This window comes from Paraburkholderia sp. Clong3, assembly GCF_050436485.1.
GTDB classification, from domain to species: domain Bacteria; phylum Pseudomonadota; class Gammaproteobacteria; order Burkholderiales; family Burkholderiaceae; genus Paraburkholderia; species Paraburkholderia tuberum.
Window position 1 is genome coordinate 889211 of record NZ_JBNDMH010000003.1, and the last position, 18338, is coordinate 907548.

At 61.9% G+C, this 18338-nt stretch carries 13 protein-coding genes; 7 read left to right on the plus strand and 6 right to left on the minus strand.

All coding sequences use genetic code 11. From position 1 onward, the window contains the following. Nucleotides 1–185: 185 nt before the first annotated feature. Both OKW30_RS27510 and OKW30_RS27515 read right to left on the minus strand, forming a co-directional pair. Nucleotides 186–2318 carry an ATP-binding protein gene (locus OKW30_RS27510; protein WP_429348158.1) on the minus strand — a complete coding sequence of 711 codons (2133 nt, stop codon included), beginning with the start codon at nucleotides 2316–2318 and terminating at the stop codon, nucleotides 186–188. Beyond that, nucleotides 2315–3466, minus strand: a complete 1152-nt coding sequence (locus OKW30_RS27515; RefSeq protein WP_187628494.1) for a substrate-binding domain-containing protein — start codon at nucleotides 3464–3466, stop codon at nucleotides 2315–2317. Before OKW30_RS27515 ends, OKW30_RS27510 begins: the two co-directional genes overlap by 4 nt. Nucleotides 3467–3962: 496 nt before the next feature. On the opposite strand from OKW30_RS27515, the gene OKW30_RS27520 reads away from it, so the two are divergent. Further along, nucleotides 3963–4346 (plus strand): ATP-binding protein, encoded by a 384-nt coding sequence (locus tag OKW30_RS27520; protein WP_429348159.1) that lies wholly within the window; start codon nucleotides 3963–3965, stop codon nucleotides 4344–4346. A gap of 699 nt (nucleotides 4347–5045) precedes the next feature. On the opposite strand, the gene OKW30_RS27525 is transcribed toward OKW30_RS27520, so the two are convergent. Further along, on the minus strand, nucleotides 5046–5471 hold the full coding sequence (locus OKW30_RS27525; RefSeq protein WP_429348160.1) for a hypothetical protein: 426 nt from the start codon (nucleotides 5469–5471) through the stop codon (nucleotides 5046–5048). 747 nt (nucleotides 5472–6218) lie between these two features. On the opposite strand from OKW30_RS27525, the gene OKW30_RS27530 reads away from it, so the two are divergent. Then, complete coding sequence (locus OKW30_RS27530; RefSeq protein ID WP_429348161.1) at nucleotides 6219–6629, plus strand: response regulator transcription factor; 411 nt, start codon at nucleotides 6219–6221, stop codon at nucleotides 6627–6629. A gap of 60 nt (nucleotides 6630–6689) precedes the next feature. On the opposite strand, the gene OKW30_RS27535 is transcribed toward OKW30_RS27530, so the two are convergent. Beyond that, the gene (locus OKW30_RS27535; protein WP_187628426.1) at nucleotides 6690–7361 is read right to left on the minus strand and encodes a response regulator transcription factor; all 672 of its coding nucleotides are present in this window, start codon (nucleotides 7359–7361) and stop codon (nucleotides 6690–6692) included. Nucleotides 7362–7813: 452 nt separating this feature from the next. Continuing rightward, the gene (locus OKW30_RS27540) at nucleotides 7814–8047 is read right to left on the minus strand and encodes an ATP-binding protein (protein ID WP_187628425.1); all 234 of its coding nucleotides are present in this window, start codon (nucleotides 8045–8047) and stop codon (nucleotides 7814–7816) included. A gap of 513 nt (nucleotides 8048–8560) precedes the next feature. On the opposite strand from OKW30_RS27540, the gene OKW30_RS27545 reads away from it, so the two are divergent. Then, entirely contained in the window at nucleotides 8561–8986 is a 426-nt protein-coding gene (locus tag OKW30_RS27545; protein WP_187628424.1) for a hypothetical protein, read from the plus strand. Nucleotides 8987–9210: 224 nt separating this feature from the next. On the opposite strand, the gene OKW30_RS27550 is transcribed toward OKW30_RS27545, so the two are convergent. Next, the gene (locus tag OKW30_RS27550) at nucleotides 9211–9693 is read right to left on the minus strand and encodes a hypothetical protein (RefSeq protein WP_429348162.1); all 483 of its coding nucleotides are present in this window, start codon (nucleotides 9691–9693) and stop codon (nucleotides 9211–9213) included. A gap of 1063 nt (nucleotides 9694–10756) precedes the next feature. Between OKW30_RS27550 and OKW30_RS27555 the strand changes: the two genes are divergently transcribed. From OKW30_RS27555 to OKW30_RS27570, 4 genes are all read left to right on the plus strand, one after another. Beyond that, complete coding sequence (locus OKW30_RS27555; protein WP_429348163.1) at nucleotides 10757–12121, plus strand: lyase family protein; 1365 nt, start codon at nucleotides 10757–10759, stop codon at nucleotides 12119–12121. A gap of 227 nt (nucleotides 12122–12348) precedes the next feature. Continuing rightward, on the plus strand, nucleotides 12349–13527 hold the full coding sequence (locus OKW30_RS27560; RefSeq protein ID WP_429348164.1) for an efflux RND transporter periplasmic adaptor subunit: 1179 nt from the start codon (nucleotides 12349–12351) through the stop codon (nucleotides 13525–13527). Then, nucleotides 13524–16697 carry an efflux RND transporter permease subunit gene (locus OKW30_RS27565; RefSeq protein ID WP_429348165.1) on the plus strand — a complete coding sequence of 1058 codons (3174 nt, stop codon included), beginning with the start codon at nucleotides 13524–13526 and terminating at the stop codon, nucleotides 16695–16697. Before OKW30_RS27560 ends, OKW30_RS27565 begins: the two co-directional genes overlap by 4 nt. Nucleotides 16698–16699: 2 nt before the next feature. Beyond that, on the plus strand, nucleotides 16700–18163 hold the full coding sequence (locus OKW30_RS27570) for an efflux transporter outer membrane subunit (RefSeq protein ID WP_429348166.1): 1464 nt from the start codon (nucleotides 16700–16702) through the stop codon (nucleotides 18161–18163). The last annotated feature ends 175 nt before the right edge of the window (nucleotides 18164–18338 follow it).

The window sequence follows — 18338 nt, forward strand, 5'->3', positions numbered from 1 at the left end:
TGAACGCAACGGCTATCACAAAACGCTGACCGCCATTGCCAACAAGCATGCCCGCATGCTGTGGGTGATGGTCGCGAAGGACTTCGTTGCCTCCATAGCTGCGCCGTTTGCTTCCGGCGGGAGCGGTTGTCGGGCGGCGCTTGCACCCGCTAGAAAGCGCCGCCTTTTCACGGCGCACACCCATTTCAGTCGATTGCACCGCTTGAACGAACGTCTGCACCCGTCGTGACACCGGACGGGCATGGCGCCACGGCCAGGGTGAACTGAAACACGGCGCCGCGGGGCTCGTTCGAGCTCGCCGACAGACGTCCTCCGTGCGCTTCTATAATCGAACGACAAATCGAGAGCCCCATCCCCATGCCGCCAGCCTTCGTCGTGTAAAACGGCTCAAAGAGACGCTCCACGTTGTCGACCGCCAACCCCGGTCCCGAATCGCGCACGGAAACGAGGACGCGGCCCGATTTGTCGTTGGCGGTGCTGATGATCAGTTCCCGCCGGCCGTCTTCAACGACGCTCATCGCCTCCACGGCGTTGATGATGAGGTTCAGCATGACCTGTTGGAGTTCGACGCGATCGCCTTCAACGGGCGGCAAGTCCTTCGCAAGCTGCATCCGCGTGGATACGCCGTTTTTCGCAACCTCACTGGACGTGAGGGCAATGACCTCATGGATCACCTCGTTCATCTGCAGGCTTTGCTTGAACGGCGGGACGTTCCGGACGAGACCGTGAACCCGGTTCGTGACCTCGCTGGCGCGCTTCGCGTCCTTGATGATTCGATCGAACGCTTGCCGGGCTTGCTCGAGAACCGGCGGATTGGCACCTAACCAAAGCAGCCCGGCCTGAGCATTGGCGACGGTCGCCGCGACCGGCTGCTTGATTTCATGGCTGATCGAGGCCGCGAGGTGCTCCATCGTCGTCACGCGATTCGCGTGCGCCAGCGCCGTCTGAACTTCGCGGTAGCGCCGCTCGCTCTCCCGTAGCTCGGCTTCCGCGCGCTTTTGCTCCGTGATGTCGCGTGAGATGCCGAGCAGGAACTGCGGCTCGCCGCGCGCATCGAAGATCGGGATCTTCATCGTGTGTACAAGGCGCGGCCCATTACGCGTTAGAACCCGTTCCTCCGGCACCTCGACCATCCGCCGCGACTCCAGCACGGCACGATCCTTCAGCGCAAAGAAATCGGCCTCCTGGACCGGAAACAGGTCATGGACGGATTTGCCGATGAGTTCCTCGCGCCGGTAGCCGAGCAGTTGCTCTCCTGCCTTGTTAAAGCGCACGAACTGCAGGGTCACTGCATCCTTGACGAAGACTACATCCGGGATGTTTTCGATGATGCTGTCCAGGAAATGTTCACTCGCTCGCGCTGTCTCTTCGGCGCGCTGTCGTTCGGCGATCTCGGCCGTCTGGCCCGCAAGCGCCGTGCTGAGTTCGGCCGTGCGCTGCGTGACGCGGGTCTCCAGTTCGGCGTTGAGCTCCTTCAGCGCGTCCTCGGCCCGGCTGCGCTGGCGCCGGTCTTCGAGGAACTGCTCGACTGCGCGCGCCATATCGGCGATCTCGTCGCCGCCGTGAACAGGGACGCCGGCTTGCACGCTGTCGACGTCACCGTGCCGCAGGAAGTGGCTGACTCGGCGCAGCCGTGCCACGACGTGGCGACCGAGGAATGCGCGGGCGATCAGCCAGGCAAGCAGCAGGCTCACCGCAACTTCGCCGATGACCCACCTGCGCGTGCGGTCCGAGTCTTCGGCCAGAGACTGGACCGCTTTGCGGTAGTCGCGCGTGAAATAATCCGACTGCTGGCGCGCCGCGGCCGCCAAGGCGTCGGCCTGGCGGCGCAGATCGTCGTCCAGGCTGGCCAATGACGCGCCGGGCCGCGGCGCGGACGCCGGCGCGGCTGCGGCGCGCAGCGCGGTTTCGCGCACCTGCGCCTCGATGTTGACCGTGTTGCGGAAGCGCTGGCTGGACCGATGCAGCGCCAGCGCATCGACAGTGACGGCGTCGCTCGCCGCGGATGCCAGACGGTCTACCAGGCGGTCAAAGGAGGCCAGCTGTTCGATGACATGCCGATGCGTCTCGCGCACAGCGTCCACCGTATCGTCACTGGACAACTGCAATGCCAGGCGTTCGATCATCAGCGTGCGCTGCGCCAGGTCGTGTGCATCTTCCTGGCGCGCCAGCCGCTCTTCGGCCAACTGGCGGATCGCGTGGGCCGAACCGGCCAACGAGTAAATGGTCGTGACACCGACCGCGACCACCAGGGCGGCCAGGCACGAAGCGACGAGCGCAAACTGCGCGGTGAGCGACTGGGGGAGCGGTAGTTTCATGGGCGTTGCCAGATGCGGCGATAAATATCGCGGTAGCCGTTGGCGGGGTCGTAGATCAGACGATCGCCGCCGTCCGCGGCGATGTTGTCCGCCGTCACGAGATGCACCGGAAACACGTAACCCGTGACGCCTCCGCCGGCGAAAAGCCGGTTCATCTCGTCGACCAACTGCCAGCCGTGCAGATTCAAGGGTTCGGCCACAGTGCCCGTCTGGAAGGTGCCCGTCCGGATACGCAGGAAGGCGGACTCGCTGCCGTCGCCAGCCGACAGCATGGCCATCGCGGCGTTCGGCATTCCGGCCTGGGTCAGCACCGGGGCGGCGTAGTCGAAGTAGATGTCGTTGACGGCCAGCGCATACGTCCAGCGCTTGCCATACCGCGCGAGCAAGGCGCGTGTCACGCCCGGCATCAGTTCCTGGCTGCGCGAGATCGGCACGTCGCGCACATCGAGCAAGGTGCAGCCGCTGCACGAGCGCACGACGGCAGCCATTTCATCCGCCTTGCCTTGCGCAATCCGGAAATTGGAGTCGGTGAAGATGACGACTCCCGCATGCCCGCCGGACTGCACGATGGCCGCCAGCGCGGTCACGCGCGCGACCTCGAGCGGATCCGTCGCTACGTTCATCGCCACGGGCGTGCCAGGCACCGGTCCGGCCCGGGCCGCGACATGCCAGCCGACGATCGGAATGCTCCGCTCGGCAAACGGCCGCAGCCCGGGCAGCAGCGCGCGTGCGTCGCCTCCGACGATGATCAGACCGTCTGGACGACTTGCCAGCGCATTCGCAAGCATCTTCAGCCGCAGGTCCGGCGAGCCGCCGGAGTCGAATATCTGTACGCTCCAGCCGATGACCTTGGCCGCCTCCAGCACACCGTCGACCACGCCGACGATGCCGCCGTTGCGCAAATCTTCGGCGACGATGGCGACGCGTTTCCCGGGTTGCGCGCGCGGCCCGTTGCGCGGCCCGTTCCAGGGTGGAGCGGGTTGCGCCGCGGCATCGACCACACGCTTCGCTTCGGCCAGGTAGTTACTCGCGGCGGCGACAATCGCGGTGACCGTGGCGGAAGAGGCGGTGGACACGGGGGGAGTCAACAAACCCTGCGCCGCGATAACCGACGGTATGCATACGCATGCCAGAATCAACGCCCTCATGCTGCTCCCTAACGGTCCGCTCGGGGTCGATCGACCCAATTGGAGGCGTACCCAAATGCCGCTCGGAGTGCCATCCAAACAAGATACAGCCCAAGCCGCCGCAAGTCATCGTCGCGCTGGGGCAGCGGACTTGCGGATCGCCGCAAGGACCCCGCGCGGTGGCGTATCACCACTTGTGCAGTGCATTGACGACCGCGGACCATCTGCCGATGCCGGGATAGCCGAGTCGCTGGCGCTGTCCGGCGCAAAGGCCGCCAGTCATGAAGACAAGTCTGCCACACACGTGACGCAACGATGATGCTTATCGCAGGCCGGCAATGAAGGGGGATAACTTTGGTAAAACGGGGTCCCGTAGCATACCGGCCTCTGCTATTGCAACAGAACCGCAACTCCTCGATGTCGCGCAGGCTTAACTGGAGTCGATAGTACCAACGCGCCGCGCAACTGACCACGACGGCGAGGAATCGCTCTGGTAAAGACACAACTGGCCGACGGCTTGCCCTTCATCGAGGGAAACCGTATCGAATTGCAACAGGTCCTCCTTCACCTGGTGATCAACGCGATCGAGGCCATCAGCGGCGCTAGCGACGGCGCGCGGGAAGTGCTGGTCAGCACGGAGAAGGCCGACGCTGGCTGCGTGCTTGTGGCAGTGTGCGATTCGGGGCCAGGCTTTTCCCCGGAAAGCGCCGAGCGCCTTTTCGCCCCCTTCTACACGACGAAATCCACCGGCTTGGGGATGGGGCTGTCGATCTCCCGTTCGATCATCGAAGCACATGGCTCCGCGGGGCGGGTTCGCGCTTGCCGACAATCGTCCGCCATACCGATGGCTTGGTTTGCCTGCGTCTTTCATCTGCCCCTTGGCGATGCTGTGTCGCAATAAGGCGCTCCGGTAAATTCTGCGGCCCGACGCCGATGCCGGACACGATGGCCACGACGCAGAAACCGCCCCGCAAAACACTTCCCGCGGACATTGACCGGGCGCTCAGACGTCTACACTTCGGCCACAATGCTCAACGGCAGTAGTACCGGCGCACCGGTCTCGGGATTTGAGGCTGCAGCCCCATGCTCAGGACGTGGTGTGTCGAATATGCCTTGAAGATGCGGGCGTCGTCACCTGAATAGCAGATTTGTGCTGTTCGGGCGGGCAATCAGCGATACCGAAGCTCCCCGTTATAAGGTCTGCTCGACCAGGTGCCGCGTCGTTTCGACAGGAAAGTTCGGTTGTTTGCTCTTCGGGCTACGACTCAATATCTCGTCCACTTTAGTTCCCACCAGGTCGTTTATTGGGAACTAAACACTCCTGCGCAAACTGAACAAGACGAGCCCTCGGACCTCAGAAACGCCGACTTGACGTCGAGTGCTACCGGTGAAATGAGGGAAGTCGGATAGAAGTGTATTGACTACTATTGGATACAAACTCTGCAAAGGTCGACGGTTCTCCGGTAGACGTTCCGCTTAAGCCACGGGACATAGGTGTATTCGTCGTAAGCGTTTGCGCCGACGTAGATCCAGTTATGCAAACAGTTGGACATGAAAGTCACCTCAAAATGAAGGTTGGGGAAAAAGCGTTGTCGGCGCGTCAGTCGCGTGGCGGCAGTACGGCTACTTCAAAAACGTGACTGTGGTTGCGCTTGTCACGACCATTCCTGCCAGACGAGGAGAACGCGCAAGCGAGAAACAATGTTTTCGTTACGCAGTCGACGAACGAGACGGCTGGTATCAGGAGCGAGTCTGTGAGCTCAAGCGGGATGGCCGGACCGACTGCAAGCACGCTCATCGCGCACAGAAAACAGAAAACGGGCCGCGCGAAGGGGGCGTCGCCTACGACCGCGAGTCCAGACACCACCACGATCAGTCTTGTGCCTACTGTCGCGCCGAGTGCCGCGTCGCTGTCGGTCAATGCGAAGTCCAAAGATATCTTGATCAATTCCCACCAGCAGACAACAAGCGCCGAAATGGTGACTGCGAGCCCGGCCGATCCGCCGATGCTGTTGCCGTTGGACACCTTTGTTTCCGCCCGCGGAAAACAGCGATGACCTGTGCGTTTGCTAAACATGGTTAACCTTTGACGGGCATGCCGAGACGAAAACGTGTGTCTCCAACACGTAACGCATCTGAGCCTGTCGACGCACAGAACGACTTGCAGGTCAACGCTCACCGATAGGCGGGGGCGGGACCTGTCGTGCCTTTAAAGGGAGTCGACTTGTAAGCAGCACCGCCTATGATTGCCAAGATAGACGGCCGGGTGGTATCGAATCCATTCTGCGAGCGTTTGGACTTTCGCCCACCGTTGTTTGTCGAGCTCATACGTCGGTATGGCTCGGCTTACCGTCGCTCTGAAAGATCCGAAGCGTAGGTTTTTGCGTTTGAAGACAACGTCGACGCGGGCCGCCGTGGAGCAGTTCAGTCGCGATAATCGGTAATGGAACTTGCCGGACTGCGCGTCTCGCTCTGCAGAAGACTCTAGCAACCGTAAGGAAAAGATATGGGGACAGTCAGAAGAGGTTCGGGGGCAACATTCCGAGGCAGCACCGCGGCGGTAAGATTAGCCACGAGAGGCGTACTCAAGGTTCCTTGGACGGCGTTCGTACGATGAAACCTTGAGCGAGGGCGCGCCCGGCAAGTCTCGATGCGGGGGCCGACGCACTGCGTCTCATCATTCCGGAAGGGATAGTCAGACATACGCCGGTATGATGGACAAGTCGACGCTCAAGGGTCTAGATTGAATTAGCAATCATTGGCAAGCGACCTTATGTCCTCCCGAAGCCCCTCGCAACGACAGCCGCGGGCTTCCGTTTCCGGGATCGTCTGGATTGTCGACGACGACGAATCATCCCGCCTGGCGCTCGAAAGCCTGGTGCAATCGCTTGGCTATTCGACCGAAACTTACTCGCTGCCTTCCGACTATCTGGCGGCGCGGGCGTCGCACCTTCGCACCGAAAACGGAGTCCTGCTTTCCGACGTCCGCATGCCCGGCATGTCAGGACTGGAGTTGCTTGACCGTCTTGTCGCACTGGGCGCCGCGCCGCCGACGATCTTCGTGAGCGCGTTTCCCAGCGACGCGCTGCGAATGCAGGTGCAGTCCAGCACAGCCATCACGCTGCTCGACAAGCCCGTGGATGCGGCGCTCCTGAAACGAGCACTCGGCAACGTCGGGATTTAGGCAGGGGCGCTCAAAACAGCGTGTTCGGACCTCTTTCCGTCAATGGCGGCTGGCGCGAGCCTAAGGGCGCGGCTTTGTTTGTTGCCGCCCAATTTCGAGTGCGGCGGCCTTGAAGACGAGATCCGGGAGTGAGCGCGCGCCCATTTTTTTCATCAACTGGCCGCGATGGATTTTCACCGTGATTTCGCTCAGGTTGAGTTGCGCGGCGATCTGCTTGTTCAGCATTCCGCTGACCACCAGCGCCAGGATCTCGCGTTCGCGCGGCGTCAGCGAGGCGTACGCGGCGCGTACAGCCGCGAGGCTGTGTTCCTTTTCGAGGCGTTGCGAGTCTTTCGAAATTGCCTCGGAAATCGCGTCGAGCATATCCTGGTCACGAAACGGCTTCGGGAAAAAATGGAATGCACCAGCTCTCATTGCTCGCACCGACATTTCCATGTCGCCGTGTCCCGTCATGAAGAGAACCGGCATTTGCAGTCCCTCGCGTGCCATCGCCTGCTGGAACGCCAGACCGCTTTCGCCTTTGAGCCTGACATCGAGGATGAGACAGCTCGGGCCGGCGGGTTTGCGAAACGTCACGAATTCCTGCACGGAACAGAACGTCTCGACGGAATACCCGACGGACTCCAGTAGATCGCACAGCGCGAGGCGGATGGACTCTTCGTCGTCGACGACGAAGACTGTCGAGCCGCGGATTCCACCCGTAGACGACGGTACATGCCGATCGGTAGCCATAAACGAGTCCTCAACACGCCAGAATGCGGCGGACTGACGAGACATTTCGCCCGCTTGACAGAGACGCATCCGCGCCGTTTTGCGCCCGTAAGACGCGTTTCAAGTATGACACGGTAAAACGGGAGTAGGGTAAATGTCCGAATGGAGGTTTGCCGCCGCCCAAGCGGCCCGCTACCCTTGCATCTACGTCTGCAATGCGTCGCACGAAGCGGCTAGAACATGAACCGCGGCATGGGGCGAGGGATACACCCTCTGTTCGGAGCTTACTATGTCGTCGATGCCAGAGGCGTGCTGCAGATTTACCTCTGCGCGCCTTGGCAAGCGCAGCCACCCGGCCCCGCTTGACGCGGGGGCCGCACAAAAGCAGGAGATACCGGAAAACAGCTGCTGTTGGCCGCTGCACGCCCCGGCAGCACAAACGCAGCCGCAAACCGCCCCTGCCGCCGCGGGCTTTAAACCTGCGGTCTTAGGCGCGCTGAGTTGCTGCACGCGGACAATCGTGCCGTTCGACAGGGATGGCGAAGCGAAACACCGCACTGCCAGGCTTGTTCGGCGCCTGCGTCGATGCGCTCGCCATGACTCTCGGCAATGGACCTGCAAATGGCAAGGCCCATGCCCTTGCCTCCCGCTTTCGTCGTATAAAACGATTCAAAAAGGTGTTCCAGCTCTCCGTCGCACAGCCCCACGCCGGTGTCTCATGCTTCGAGCGATGGTATCCGGCGCTCGCGGGCAACGATCACGCTCACCATATCGCGGCGTAGAGCCCCCGCTTTGGCGCGGTGACCCGGAAGAGCTGCTCGAGCAGCATTCGGCTACGGCCCCACAGTCGCCCACTCGCGTCGCGTACGCAATCGTTATCGAAATCTCGGAGGCAGAGCCTATACGCCCGTATGTTCACGCAACACTGAGCACTGTGCCGGTGCATCCCAACGTAGAGGCGTTCCTTCCTTCCGTGTGATAGCCCAATTTCGGTCGCGGCTGTACCGTAAACCCATGCCCGATGCAGCCGCGCTTTGCGCCTACAACGGCCTCCGGTCTGACTAGCGCAGGCAGCTTCGAGCCAAATCGAGGTTTCGTCAAAACTTCGCGTCGCTTGTATTCGCAGCAGCCCCTTTGCCCCGGCGGCGACGTTTGATACTTAGAGCGCAGGCTGCCCGTTGTCAACGACTGACCGATGCGAAAGACGCAAAGAGGTGGACATGAAAAGCCGGAGCTTCCTGACACGTCAGGAGATTTTCAACGACGCTGTAGAGCATTTATTCGGCCAGGCGCGAGCCTCCCTGCTGCCTCGCGGCGGCGGCGCCTATCGAGGCTACTGCGGCAGCTGTCCGGTCGGCAGCTTCATTAAGCCGCGCGACTATATGACGGCAATGGAAGGCGTGCCCATCCGCTACGTCGCAAAACCGCCAAAGGACGTGCCGGCTTATATGGATATCGGTGTCGCGGCGCTCAAGCGCGCGCTGCTTCGCTCGCGCATCGATGTGTCCGATCCGGTGACTGTCGAATTGCTTAGTTGTCTGCAGAACGTCCACGATGTATTTGGCACATGGGAATGGAGTGAGCGGCTGGCATCAATTGCTCGACAATTTGCCCTGTCGGCCACGTTTCTGAAAGCCGCTGCTTGAGGGTCGCAGGTGTCGCGATGCAGTGCGCAAGAAAGATATACGAGCGCGTCAGCGCTCATCTGCTTAACCAGGGGGCCGTCTCGGAGGACGAGAACGGCTCATGCCGGCTGCGCGGCGACAACGACCGCGAGTGCGCAGTCGGATCGCTCGTTAGCGACGAGTTTTATCACCCGGACATCGAAGGGATCGGCATTTCGTACTATCGGCACGCCCGGGACGGCAAGCTACTGCAGGCGCTGTATGCATCCAACGTCGATGCCTACGATCCGGGCATTGTCGATCTGCTGTGCGAACTTGAGGAGATTCACGACGGCGCCAGCGTCGATCAGTGGCCAGATCTTCTCGCCGCTCTCGGTAAGCGGTACGGGTTCGTCTGATGCGAGGGTTCGCGAGTCGTAGCGGCCGGTGGCATGCTGATTGATCAGCCACAGGATAGTGAAGCGTGCGTCGCGACCAGGTTCCGTCGTTTGCGAGGAAAACCGACGTCCGTTTTCGCCACGACCGTCGTCGCGCACTTCCAGGAGGCAGTCGCGGCCGCTTCGCTCCAGTGTATTGGTGACGGTATATGTTGATACCTCGACGGACGCGACAAACGTTTGGCTCGTCACCGATATCTCGGTAAAACGATAGCTGCTGCGGTGCAGGCGCGAGCGATGAGATGGCGAAAAAACGAATCGCTTTATCGCGGCCACCGGAACAACACGCATGGGTACACGCCGGCTTTCCGCACGCTGCTGAACGACGGTATTGGACCCTACACCTGAGCGGATTGGTCTTATCCCTGTCGCCGCCTGCGCTATACCGCCGTATAGGCTTTAGACGGGCAGGTAGAAGCGCGATAACCGACGGTACGATATCTTCCTGGGTCGCTAGCGTCTATCGTGGGAAATGTGGACAGCGCCTTTGCACAGGGGCGATCGACGGAGTCTGATTCATCCGGCGGCGTCCGAAACGTGATCGTCCAGTGGCATTCGCGCGGCTCGGATGCACGGTAGCGTGCGAGCCAGACCTCGATACGCATACTGATAATGGAGATCCCGTCACACCCTCCTGGAGAAGTAATCCATGTTTGACGAACGAGCACGAGTGAAGGCATTGCAGTTGCGCAAGCACATCCTTGGCGTCGGGACGTCAAACGGCGAAATACCGGATTCGCTGTCACCGCTGCGACGCATGTCGTCTCCTGGCGAACGCTCATCCAGACAGTATCTGACTTCCTGTTGAACATCGGTGACGCTGCGTTCACCTCGGCGGTGTCGACAAGACCGGTGTTGTTGGCCCAGGCATTGCAGCGCTACTCGGCGCTCGCCATGCCGCTAAAGTTTTCTCGTTCCTGTGCGCGATGAGTCTTTTTTGCGTTGCCCTATCGACCCCAATGGCGCTTTAGCGTCCGCGCGCCTTGGCTTCGCGATAGTCATCGACTGCGAAACCGGGGTATTTCCTCGGCCCGTTTCTGCGCCGAGTCGGTGCACTCCGATTAGCCGTCAGAAATTACCCGCATTGGGCGCCGGAAATCAACATGCGGCTATACACCGGCTTCACGAGATCGTGGTCTCACCAACGGCTGCTAAGGAAGTGACATGTCAAACATTTTGCGTAACGGGCTCCATGTAGGCACCAATGCCTACCGCGAACATAACTTCTCGCCTCGTTCGACCGGAATGCATACCGACGAACCCCGTCCGAACCAGCTCTGCCTTTGATAAGCAGAGCGGCCGCTATTGGCTATTGCGTGTGTTATGCAAGCACTCATCCTTGGCAGGAGTGAATATGGAGATCGGCAGACCAGGTTTCCGGGTCGAATACGATTCGCTGGGCGAGCGGGAAATACCCGAGGAAGCGCGATATGGCATTCACACGCCTGGCGCCGTCGAGAACTGTCCCATATCGGGGACGCCGGTAGGCGCATACCCAAACCTGCGGAATGCGCTGGCGGCAGTCAAGCAGGCTGTCGCAGAAGTGAATGCCGAGTTGCATCGACTCGAACCCCCACTTGGTGACGCAATCGTCGCCTCTTGCGTGGAGGCGCAGAAAGGACGCTTGTGTGACCAGTGCTTCGTCGATGTGACTCAGGGCCGCGCTGACACTGAGAACGACATGAACGCCAACGAGGTGATATGCAACCGCGCTCTTGAACTTCTGGGTCGTCCGCGCGGCGACTATGTTCATCTGGATCCAGGTGCGCGCATGTGTCCCGGAGGCGGCAATGTCTATTCGACCGCACTTAGGATCTCGATCTGCGTTGCGATTGAACACCTATGTGACGGGTGCGATGCGTTGCGGTCCGCCTTCGTCAGAAAGGCGGAGGAATTCCGCGATTTGCTGCAACTCGACCGAACCACCCAGTTATACGATGCAGTTCACTCCACGCTGGGTTTCAAGTTTTTGACGCATGCGCTTATGCTGGACGAACAGATGGTCAGGTTGCGAGAGTCATCCGCGCAGCTTCGTGAAATCTATCTTCGCGCGACGATTGACGTGGGCGCTACGGCCCATTCCGGATATGAAGTCGAAGCGGTTGAAGTTGAAGCGGTTGATGCGGTAAACGCAATGACCGCGCTCGGTTTGCCTATGGCGTCAACTCCGATTGAAAGAACCCAAGAGTGTGCCGCGTATTTGCGGATTTCCGGCATTTTGACCGACATCGCCGTCGAGCTTTCAAACGCGTGCAGTGACCTCCATCTGATATCCATCCGGGCACTATTCGACGTGCCCGAAATCGATCTCGCGTGGATGCGGACCGACTCCTTTGTCACGCCTGGCAGACCGAATGCGGTGATTTCCGATGTCGTCCGTCAGATGGCACTCCGGATTTTGGCGAGCGACGTCGCGGTCACGTTCGCGGCTGAATCGGTTCAGGTGCATCCATGCAAGACGCTGGCCGAGCATTGCATCAGGGAGATCGCGGCCAATTCTGAACAGATCCGGGAGATGCCCGAGTGTCGTCGCGCGATGGCGCCTGCGGCAAATTCCTATATTGGCGGCAAGAGTGCTCGCATACCCGGTGCGCATTCCAGATACAGCATGCTAAGAGAGGCGGTGCTGCACCGGCAGCTGATAGCCGAGGAGGAACTCGACCGGGCCCTGCGCGCTGGCGCAGGCGATTTATCGGTAGTTTTGTCGATGCCGGGGTGAGAGCAAAAGACCCGTGAGGCAAGTGTGCATGTAAGCGCGCGAATCAGACGCTGAGTGCGCGCGTCCCATCGGGAGGGCACATGTCACCGGCATGCCATGGCAATACGTAGGAGTCCAGCGTATTGATAGAGATTGTTTGCGAACCCATGCTGACGGCGAACCGTGCTTCATTGCATGGCGGGTCTACAGCATCGGGAAATTTTTTACCTGGATCAATCCTCTGCCTTGTGAACATCGTGAAACATTCCGTTCCTGTCGCGCCTAAAATTGCACGTATCTTCTTATCTTTGTTCATACGATCGCCCAAGCGGACGCACGTGATGGTCGCGGCTTGCAGCGCAATCCTGCTGTCGGCATGCCAGTCGCGCGAAGCCGCCGCTCCTGAGCCGAAGCCCGTGGTCGCCCTGGCCGTTCACGCCGACGGGCGCGCGGTAGGTGCGTCGCTGCCGGCTCAGGTGCAGGCGCGCTACTCGACGGTGCTTTCGTTCCGGGTGGGCGGCAAAATCATCGAACGGCGGGTTCATCTCGGCGATGCCGTCAAGGCGGGACAGGTTGTTGCACTGCTCGACCCGACCGACCTGCGCAATAACCTGGCCAACGCACGAGCCCAGCTCGATGCCGCCGAACATCGACTTGTCTACGCGAAGCAGCAGCTCGACCGCGATCAGGCGCAGGCGCAGGCGAACCTGATCGCGCCGGCGCAACTTGAACAGACGCAGGACGCCTACGCCTCCGCGCTCGCCCAGCGCGACTCGGCGCTCGCCCAGATGGCGCTCGCCTCGGACAATCTGCGCTATGCGACGCTGACAGCGGACCACGACGGCGTGATTGCCTCGGAGGACGCCGACACGGGCCAGAACGTTCAGGGAACCCAATCGATCTATCACCTCGACTGGACGGGCGACGTAGACATCGTCTGCGACGCGCCCGAGCGCACGCTGAGCTCGCTGACAGTCGGCAGCATGGCGCGCGTAACGCTGCCGGCGCTACCCGGCAAGACCTTCGAGGCGCGCGTGCGCGAGGTATCGGCTGCTGCCGATCGAGAAAGCCGCACCTGGCGCGTCAAGCTGACGCTGGCCGCCCCGAGCCGCGACGTGCGCCTCGGCATGACGGCGATTGTGGGGTTCGATGTCGTCGGCGACGCGCCCGTGGGGCAGATTTTTACGCTGCCTGTGACGGCGCTCTTTCACGAGGGTGAGCACCCCGCTGTCTGGGTGGTGCGCGCCGGCAGCGACACACTCGAACTGCGCCCGGTCACTATCCAGCGATATGACGAGCGCACCGTCTCGATCAGATCGGGCCTACGCGACGGCGACCGCGTCATGCTCCAGGGCGCACACGCCGTGAGCGCGGGCCAGCATGTGCAGGTGGTGCCCCCGCTTCATCCCGAGGACTTCCCGTCATGAGGGCGCGCGACAGTGAATCCGCAGGCAACAGCGCGCCCGTCCCGTCTTCCGGGGCAGACAAATCTGGCGAAGGCGGCTTCAATCTTTCCGCCTGGGCGCTACGTCATCAGCAGCTCGTGATCTTTCTGATCGGGCTCGCCACGCTTTTCGGCGTGATCGGTTATACGCAACTCGCGCAGTCGGAAGATCCGCCGTTCACCTTCCGGACGATGGTGATCAAGACCTACTGGCCTGGTGCGACTGCGCGCGAGGTGCAGGAACAGATCACGGACCGGATCGGCCGCCAGCTGCAAGCGGCGCCGTATATCGACTACATCAAGAGCTACTCGCGCCCCGGCGAGTCGATGATCTTCTTCGCCATGAAGGACTCCGCGCCCGTCAAGGAAGTGCCGGAAACCTGGTATCAGGTGCGCAAGAAGGTCGGCGACATTGCCGCGACGCTGCCGAAGGGCACCGTCGGCCCGTTTTTCAACGATGAATTCGGCGACGTCTACACCAACATCTATGCGCTCGAAGGCGACGGCTTTTCGCCGGCGCAACTGCACGACTACGCTGACAAGCTGCGCACAGTCCTGCTGCGCATACCCGGTGTGGCGAAGGTCGACTATTTTGGCGACCCCGATCAGCACATCTTCGTCGAGATATCGAATGCGCAGCTCACGCGGCTTTCGATCACGCCGCAACAGCTCGCTCAGGCGATCGACGCACAGAATGCCGTGGCGCCCGTCGGCACCATCACGACCGCGGACGACCGCGTGTTCGTGCGTCCGAGCGGCGCGTTCAAGGACGTGCAGGCACTCGCGGACATGATGATCACCATCAACAAGCGCACGTTCCGGCTGGGCGACATCGCGAAGATCACACGCGGTTATGACGATCCACCGGTGACCCAGATGCGCGTCGGCGGCCAGGCGGTGCTCGGCATCGGCGTGACGATGCAAAAGGGCGGCGACGTGATCGACCTCGGCAAGGCGCTCGATGCAAAAGCCGCCGAACTGCAGGCCACGCTGCCGGCGGGTCTGAAACTCGCTCCGGTTTTGAGCATGCCGCACGCGGTCAAGCAATCGGTGGATGAGTTCGTGAAATCGGTTGGCGAAGCGGTGGCGATCGTGCTGGTCGTGAGCCTCGTCTCGCTCGGTCTGCGCACCGGCATGGTCGTCGTGATCACGATTCCGATCGTGCTGGCGGCAACCGCGCTGTGCATGCACATCTTCAATATCGGCCTGGACAAGGTCTCGCTCGGCACACTCGTGCTCGCGCTGGGTCTGCTCGTCGACGACGCGATCATCGCCGTCGAAATGATGGCGGTGAAGCTGGAGCAAGGCTGGAGCCGGGCGCGCTCGGCAGCGTTCGCGTATACCAGCACGGCATTCCCGATGCTGACGGGCACGCTCGTCACCGTATGCGGCTTCCTGCCGATTGCGCTCGCCAAATCGAGCACGGGCGAATACACGCGTTCGATCTTCGAAGTGTCGGCCATCGCGCTGATCGTTTCGTGGTTCGCGGCCGTCGTGCTGGTGCCGTTGCTGGGTTATCACCTGCTGCCGGAACGCAAGCCTCAACCCGGCGGTGCACACCATGATCCGCATGAAATCGGCAACACCGGCTTCTACCGGCACCTGTCGGGATGGGTTGCGTGGTGCGTCGAGCGTCGATGGGTCGTGCTCGGCGTCACCGTCGTGCTTTTCGCGATTTCCATGCTGGCCTTCACGCGCGTGCCGCAGCAGTTCTTCCCGAACTCGGAACGGCCGGAACTGCTGGTCGATCTGCGGTTGCCGGAAGGCGCCTCGTTCGAAGCGACGCTGCGTGAAGCGAAGCGCCTTGAAAAGGTGCTCGACGGCAAAGCCGGGATCGACCACTTCGTCGACTTCGTCGGCACCGGCGCGCCGCGTTTTTACCTGACGCTCGACCAGCAGCTTCAACAGCCGAATTTCGCGCAGTTCGTGATTGCGGCTAAAAGCGTTGAGAAGCGCGAGGAACTGATGCGTTGGCTCGACGGCATGCTCGAGAAGGACTTCTCCGGCATGCGCACGCGTGTCTCCCGGCTCGAGAATGGTCCGCCTGTCGGGTTCCCGATCCAGTTCCGCGTGAGCGGCGACGATATCGCGACCGTGCGATCGCTTGCTCAAGAAGTGTCGGACAAGGTCCGCGCCGATCCCCGCACGCGCAACGTCCAGTTCAACTGGGACGAGCCGGCGGAGCGCTCGATCTCGTTCGAGATCGATCAAAACAGGGCGCGCCAGCTTGGTGTCACCTCGGAGGACGTGTCGAACTTCCTCGCGATGACGCTATCGGGCTACACGGTGACGCAGTACCGCGAGCGCGACAAGCTGATCAACGTCGATCTGCGTGCGCCAAAGAGCGAACGTGTCAATCCGGCGCAGCTTATGAGCCTCGCGATTCCGACGCCCCACGGCCCGGTGCCGCTCGGTTCGCTCGGACACGTGCGCGATACGCAAGAGTACGGCGTCATCTGGCAACGCGACCGTCAGCCGACCATCACGGTGCAGGCGGACGTGCGCGGCGACGCGCAGGGGATGGACGTGACCCACGACATCGAACATGCGCTTGCCACGCAACGCGCCAAGCTGCCGGTCGGCTATCGCATTGAGGTGGGCGGCGCGGTCGAAGAAAGCGTGAAAGGCCAGACTTCGATCAATGCCGAAATGCCGTTGATGATCATCGCCGTGCTGCTGTTGTTGATGATCCAGCTCAAGAACTTCGCGCGGACCTTCATCGTCGTGCTGACGGCGCCGCTCGGCCTGATTGGCGTCGTGGCCGCGCTGCTGCTGTTCGGCAAGCCCTTCGGCTTCGTCGCGTTGCTGGGCGTGATTGCCATGTTCGGCATCATCATGCGCAACTCCGTGATTCTGGTCGACCAGATCGATCAGGACATCGCGGCGGGGCATGGACGCTTCGACGCGATTATCGGTGCAACGGTGAGGCGTTTCAGGCCGATCATGCTGACGGCCGCCGCCGCCGTCCTTGCGCTGATTCCGCTGCTGCGCTCGGGCTTCTTCGGCCCGATGGCGACCGCACTGATGGGCGGCATCACGATCGCCACAGTACTGACCGTGTTCTTCCTGCCCGCGCTGTACGCGGCGTGCTTCAGGGTCCGGCACGACGACCGCGGGATGCAACAGGTCGTGGACGAGCAGACGGAGGTTTGATGATGAGCGTCGCCTACAAGACATCCGTGATGGCCGTGGCTGTGGCCATCGCACTGACGGCCTGCACGTTCGGCCCGAACGGCGCACCCCCGGCGATGCCTTCGCCCGTGCACTACGGTGCCGAGGCACAGCCGGCGAAGACCGTCGCAGCGGGCGGCGTGGCGCAGCAGTTCGATATCGGCGCAGTGGGCGTTCCGCAATGGTGGCACCTTTATCGGTCGGACGCGCTGAGTGCACTGGTCGAGGAAGGCTTGCGCAACAGCCCCACGCTCGGGGCTGCGCAGCGGACGCTCGCAGCCGCGCAGCAGGAGCTGCGCGCCCAGGTCGGCGCATCGACGCTGCCTTCAATCGATGCTGCCGCACAAGTCGATCGCGGGCGTTCACCGCTTGTGCCCGGCATTGGCCCCAGCGAGGTTCGCTATAACTTTTTTGCCGGACAGGTTCTCGCGTCCTACACCTTTGACCTGTTCGGTGCGACGCGTTCGGCGAACGCGGCCAGCGCCGCTCGCGTAGACGTGCAGGCGTATCAACTGGAGGCGGCGCGGCGCGCGCTGGCGGCAAACATCGTCGGTACGACGATCAGCGTGGCGGCACTCGATCGCCAGATCGCGCTCACCGAACGGCTCGTCGCCGTGGCCAGGACGGTCGCGAACGAGGACCAGCAGCGGTACGCACTCGGGTCAGTTTCCCGTGCGCAGGCGCTCGCATCGACGCAGGATGCGGCTACGGCTGCGGCGAGTCTTCCTGCATTGCGCCAGCAGCGCGCCACAGCCATCCATGCGCTCGCGGTGCTGATGGGCCGCACGCCGGACAACGCCCCGGCCGTTCCCGATCTCGACAGCCTGGTGTTGCCCGAACACGTGCCTGTCGAGGTGCCGTCGGTCCTGCTGCGTTCGCGCCCCGACGTTCAGGCAGCCGACGCCGCCCTGAAGGCCGCAGCCGCCGATGTCGGCGCTGCGACCGCGCAGCTCTTTCCGAGCCTGTCACTGACGGGCTCGATGGGCCGTGGCGGCTTTAGCTGGCCCGCGCTTCTCTCGGGAGCGGGCGGACTCTGGGCCATTGGTGCGAGCCTGACGCAACCGATTTTCCATGGCGGCGCGCTGTTCGCGCACCGCAAGGCGTCGATCGATGCTTACGATGCGGCCGTGCTGAACTACAAGTCCACCGTTCTGTCGGCGTTCCAGAATGTCGCGGATTCGCTTGCCGCGATGGATAACGACGCACAGACACTCGCGTCGACGGAAGCGGCGGCGGAGGCCGCGAGGGCGGCATTCGATGATACGGCGTCGCGCCATCGCATGGGCTCCCTGCCTTCTACGGCACAGTATGCCAGTGAGCAGCGGTTTCTAAGTGCACAGCTCACCTCGATTCGCGCAGCAAGCCAGCGTATGAGCGATACTGCGGCGCTGTTCCAGTCGATGGGCGAACTGCCGGCCGGTCAGTCGGTAGCCGCGTCAAGAGAATGATCGTCCCTCGATGAGTTCGGGATGAGCGGCCCTTGACCGGGTCGCCATCCATCGAGAGTAGCTGTGGTGCCAGGCGCTAGTTAGGCACCCACAACATAAATGAGCCGGCATTTCTGCCGCGTCGAATGACACCAGAAAATTCATCCTGGTCGGTCCGTATGGAGCATCAGAAACT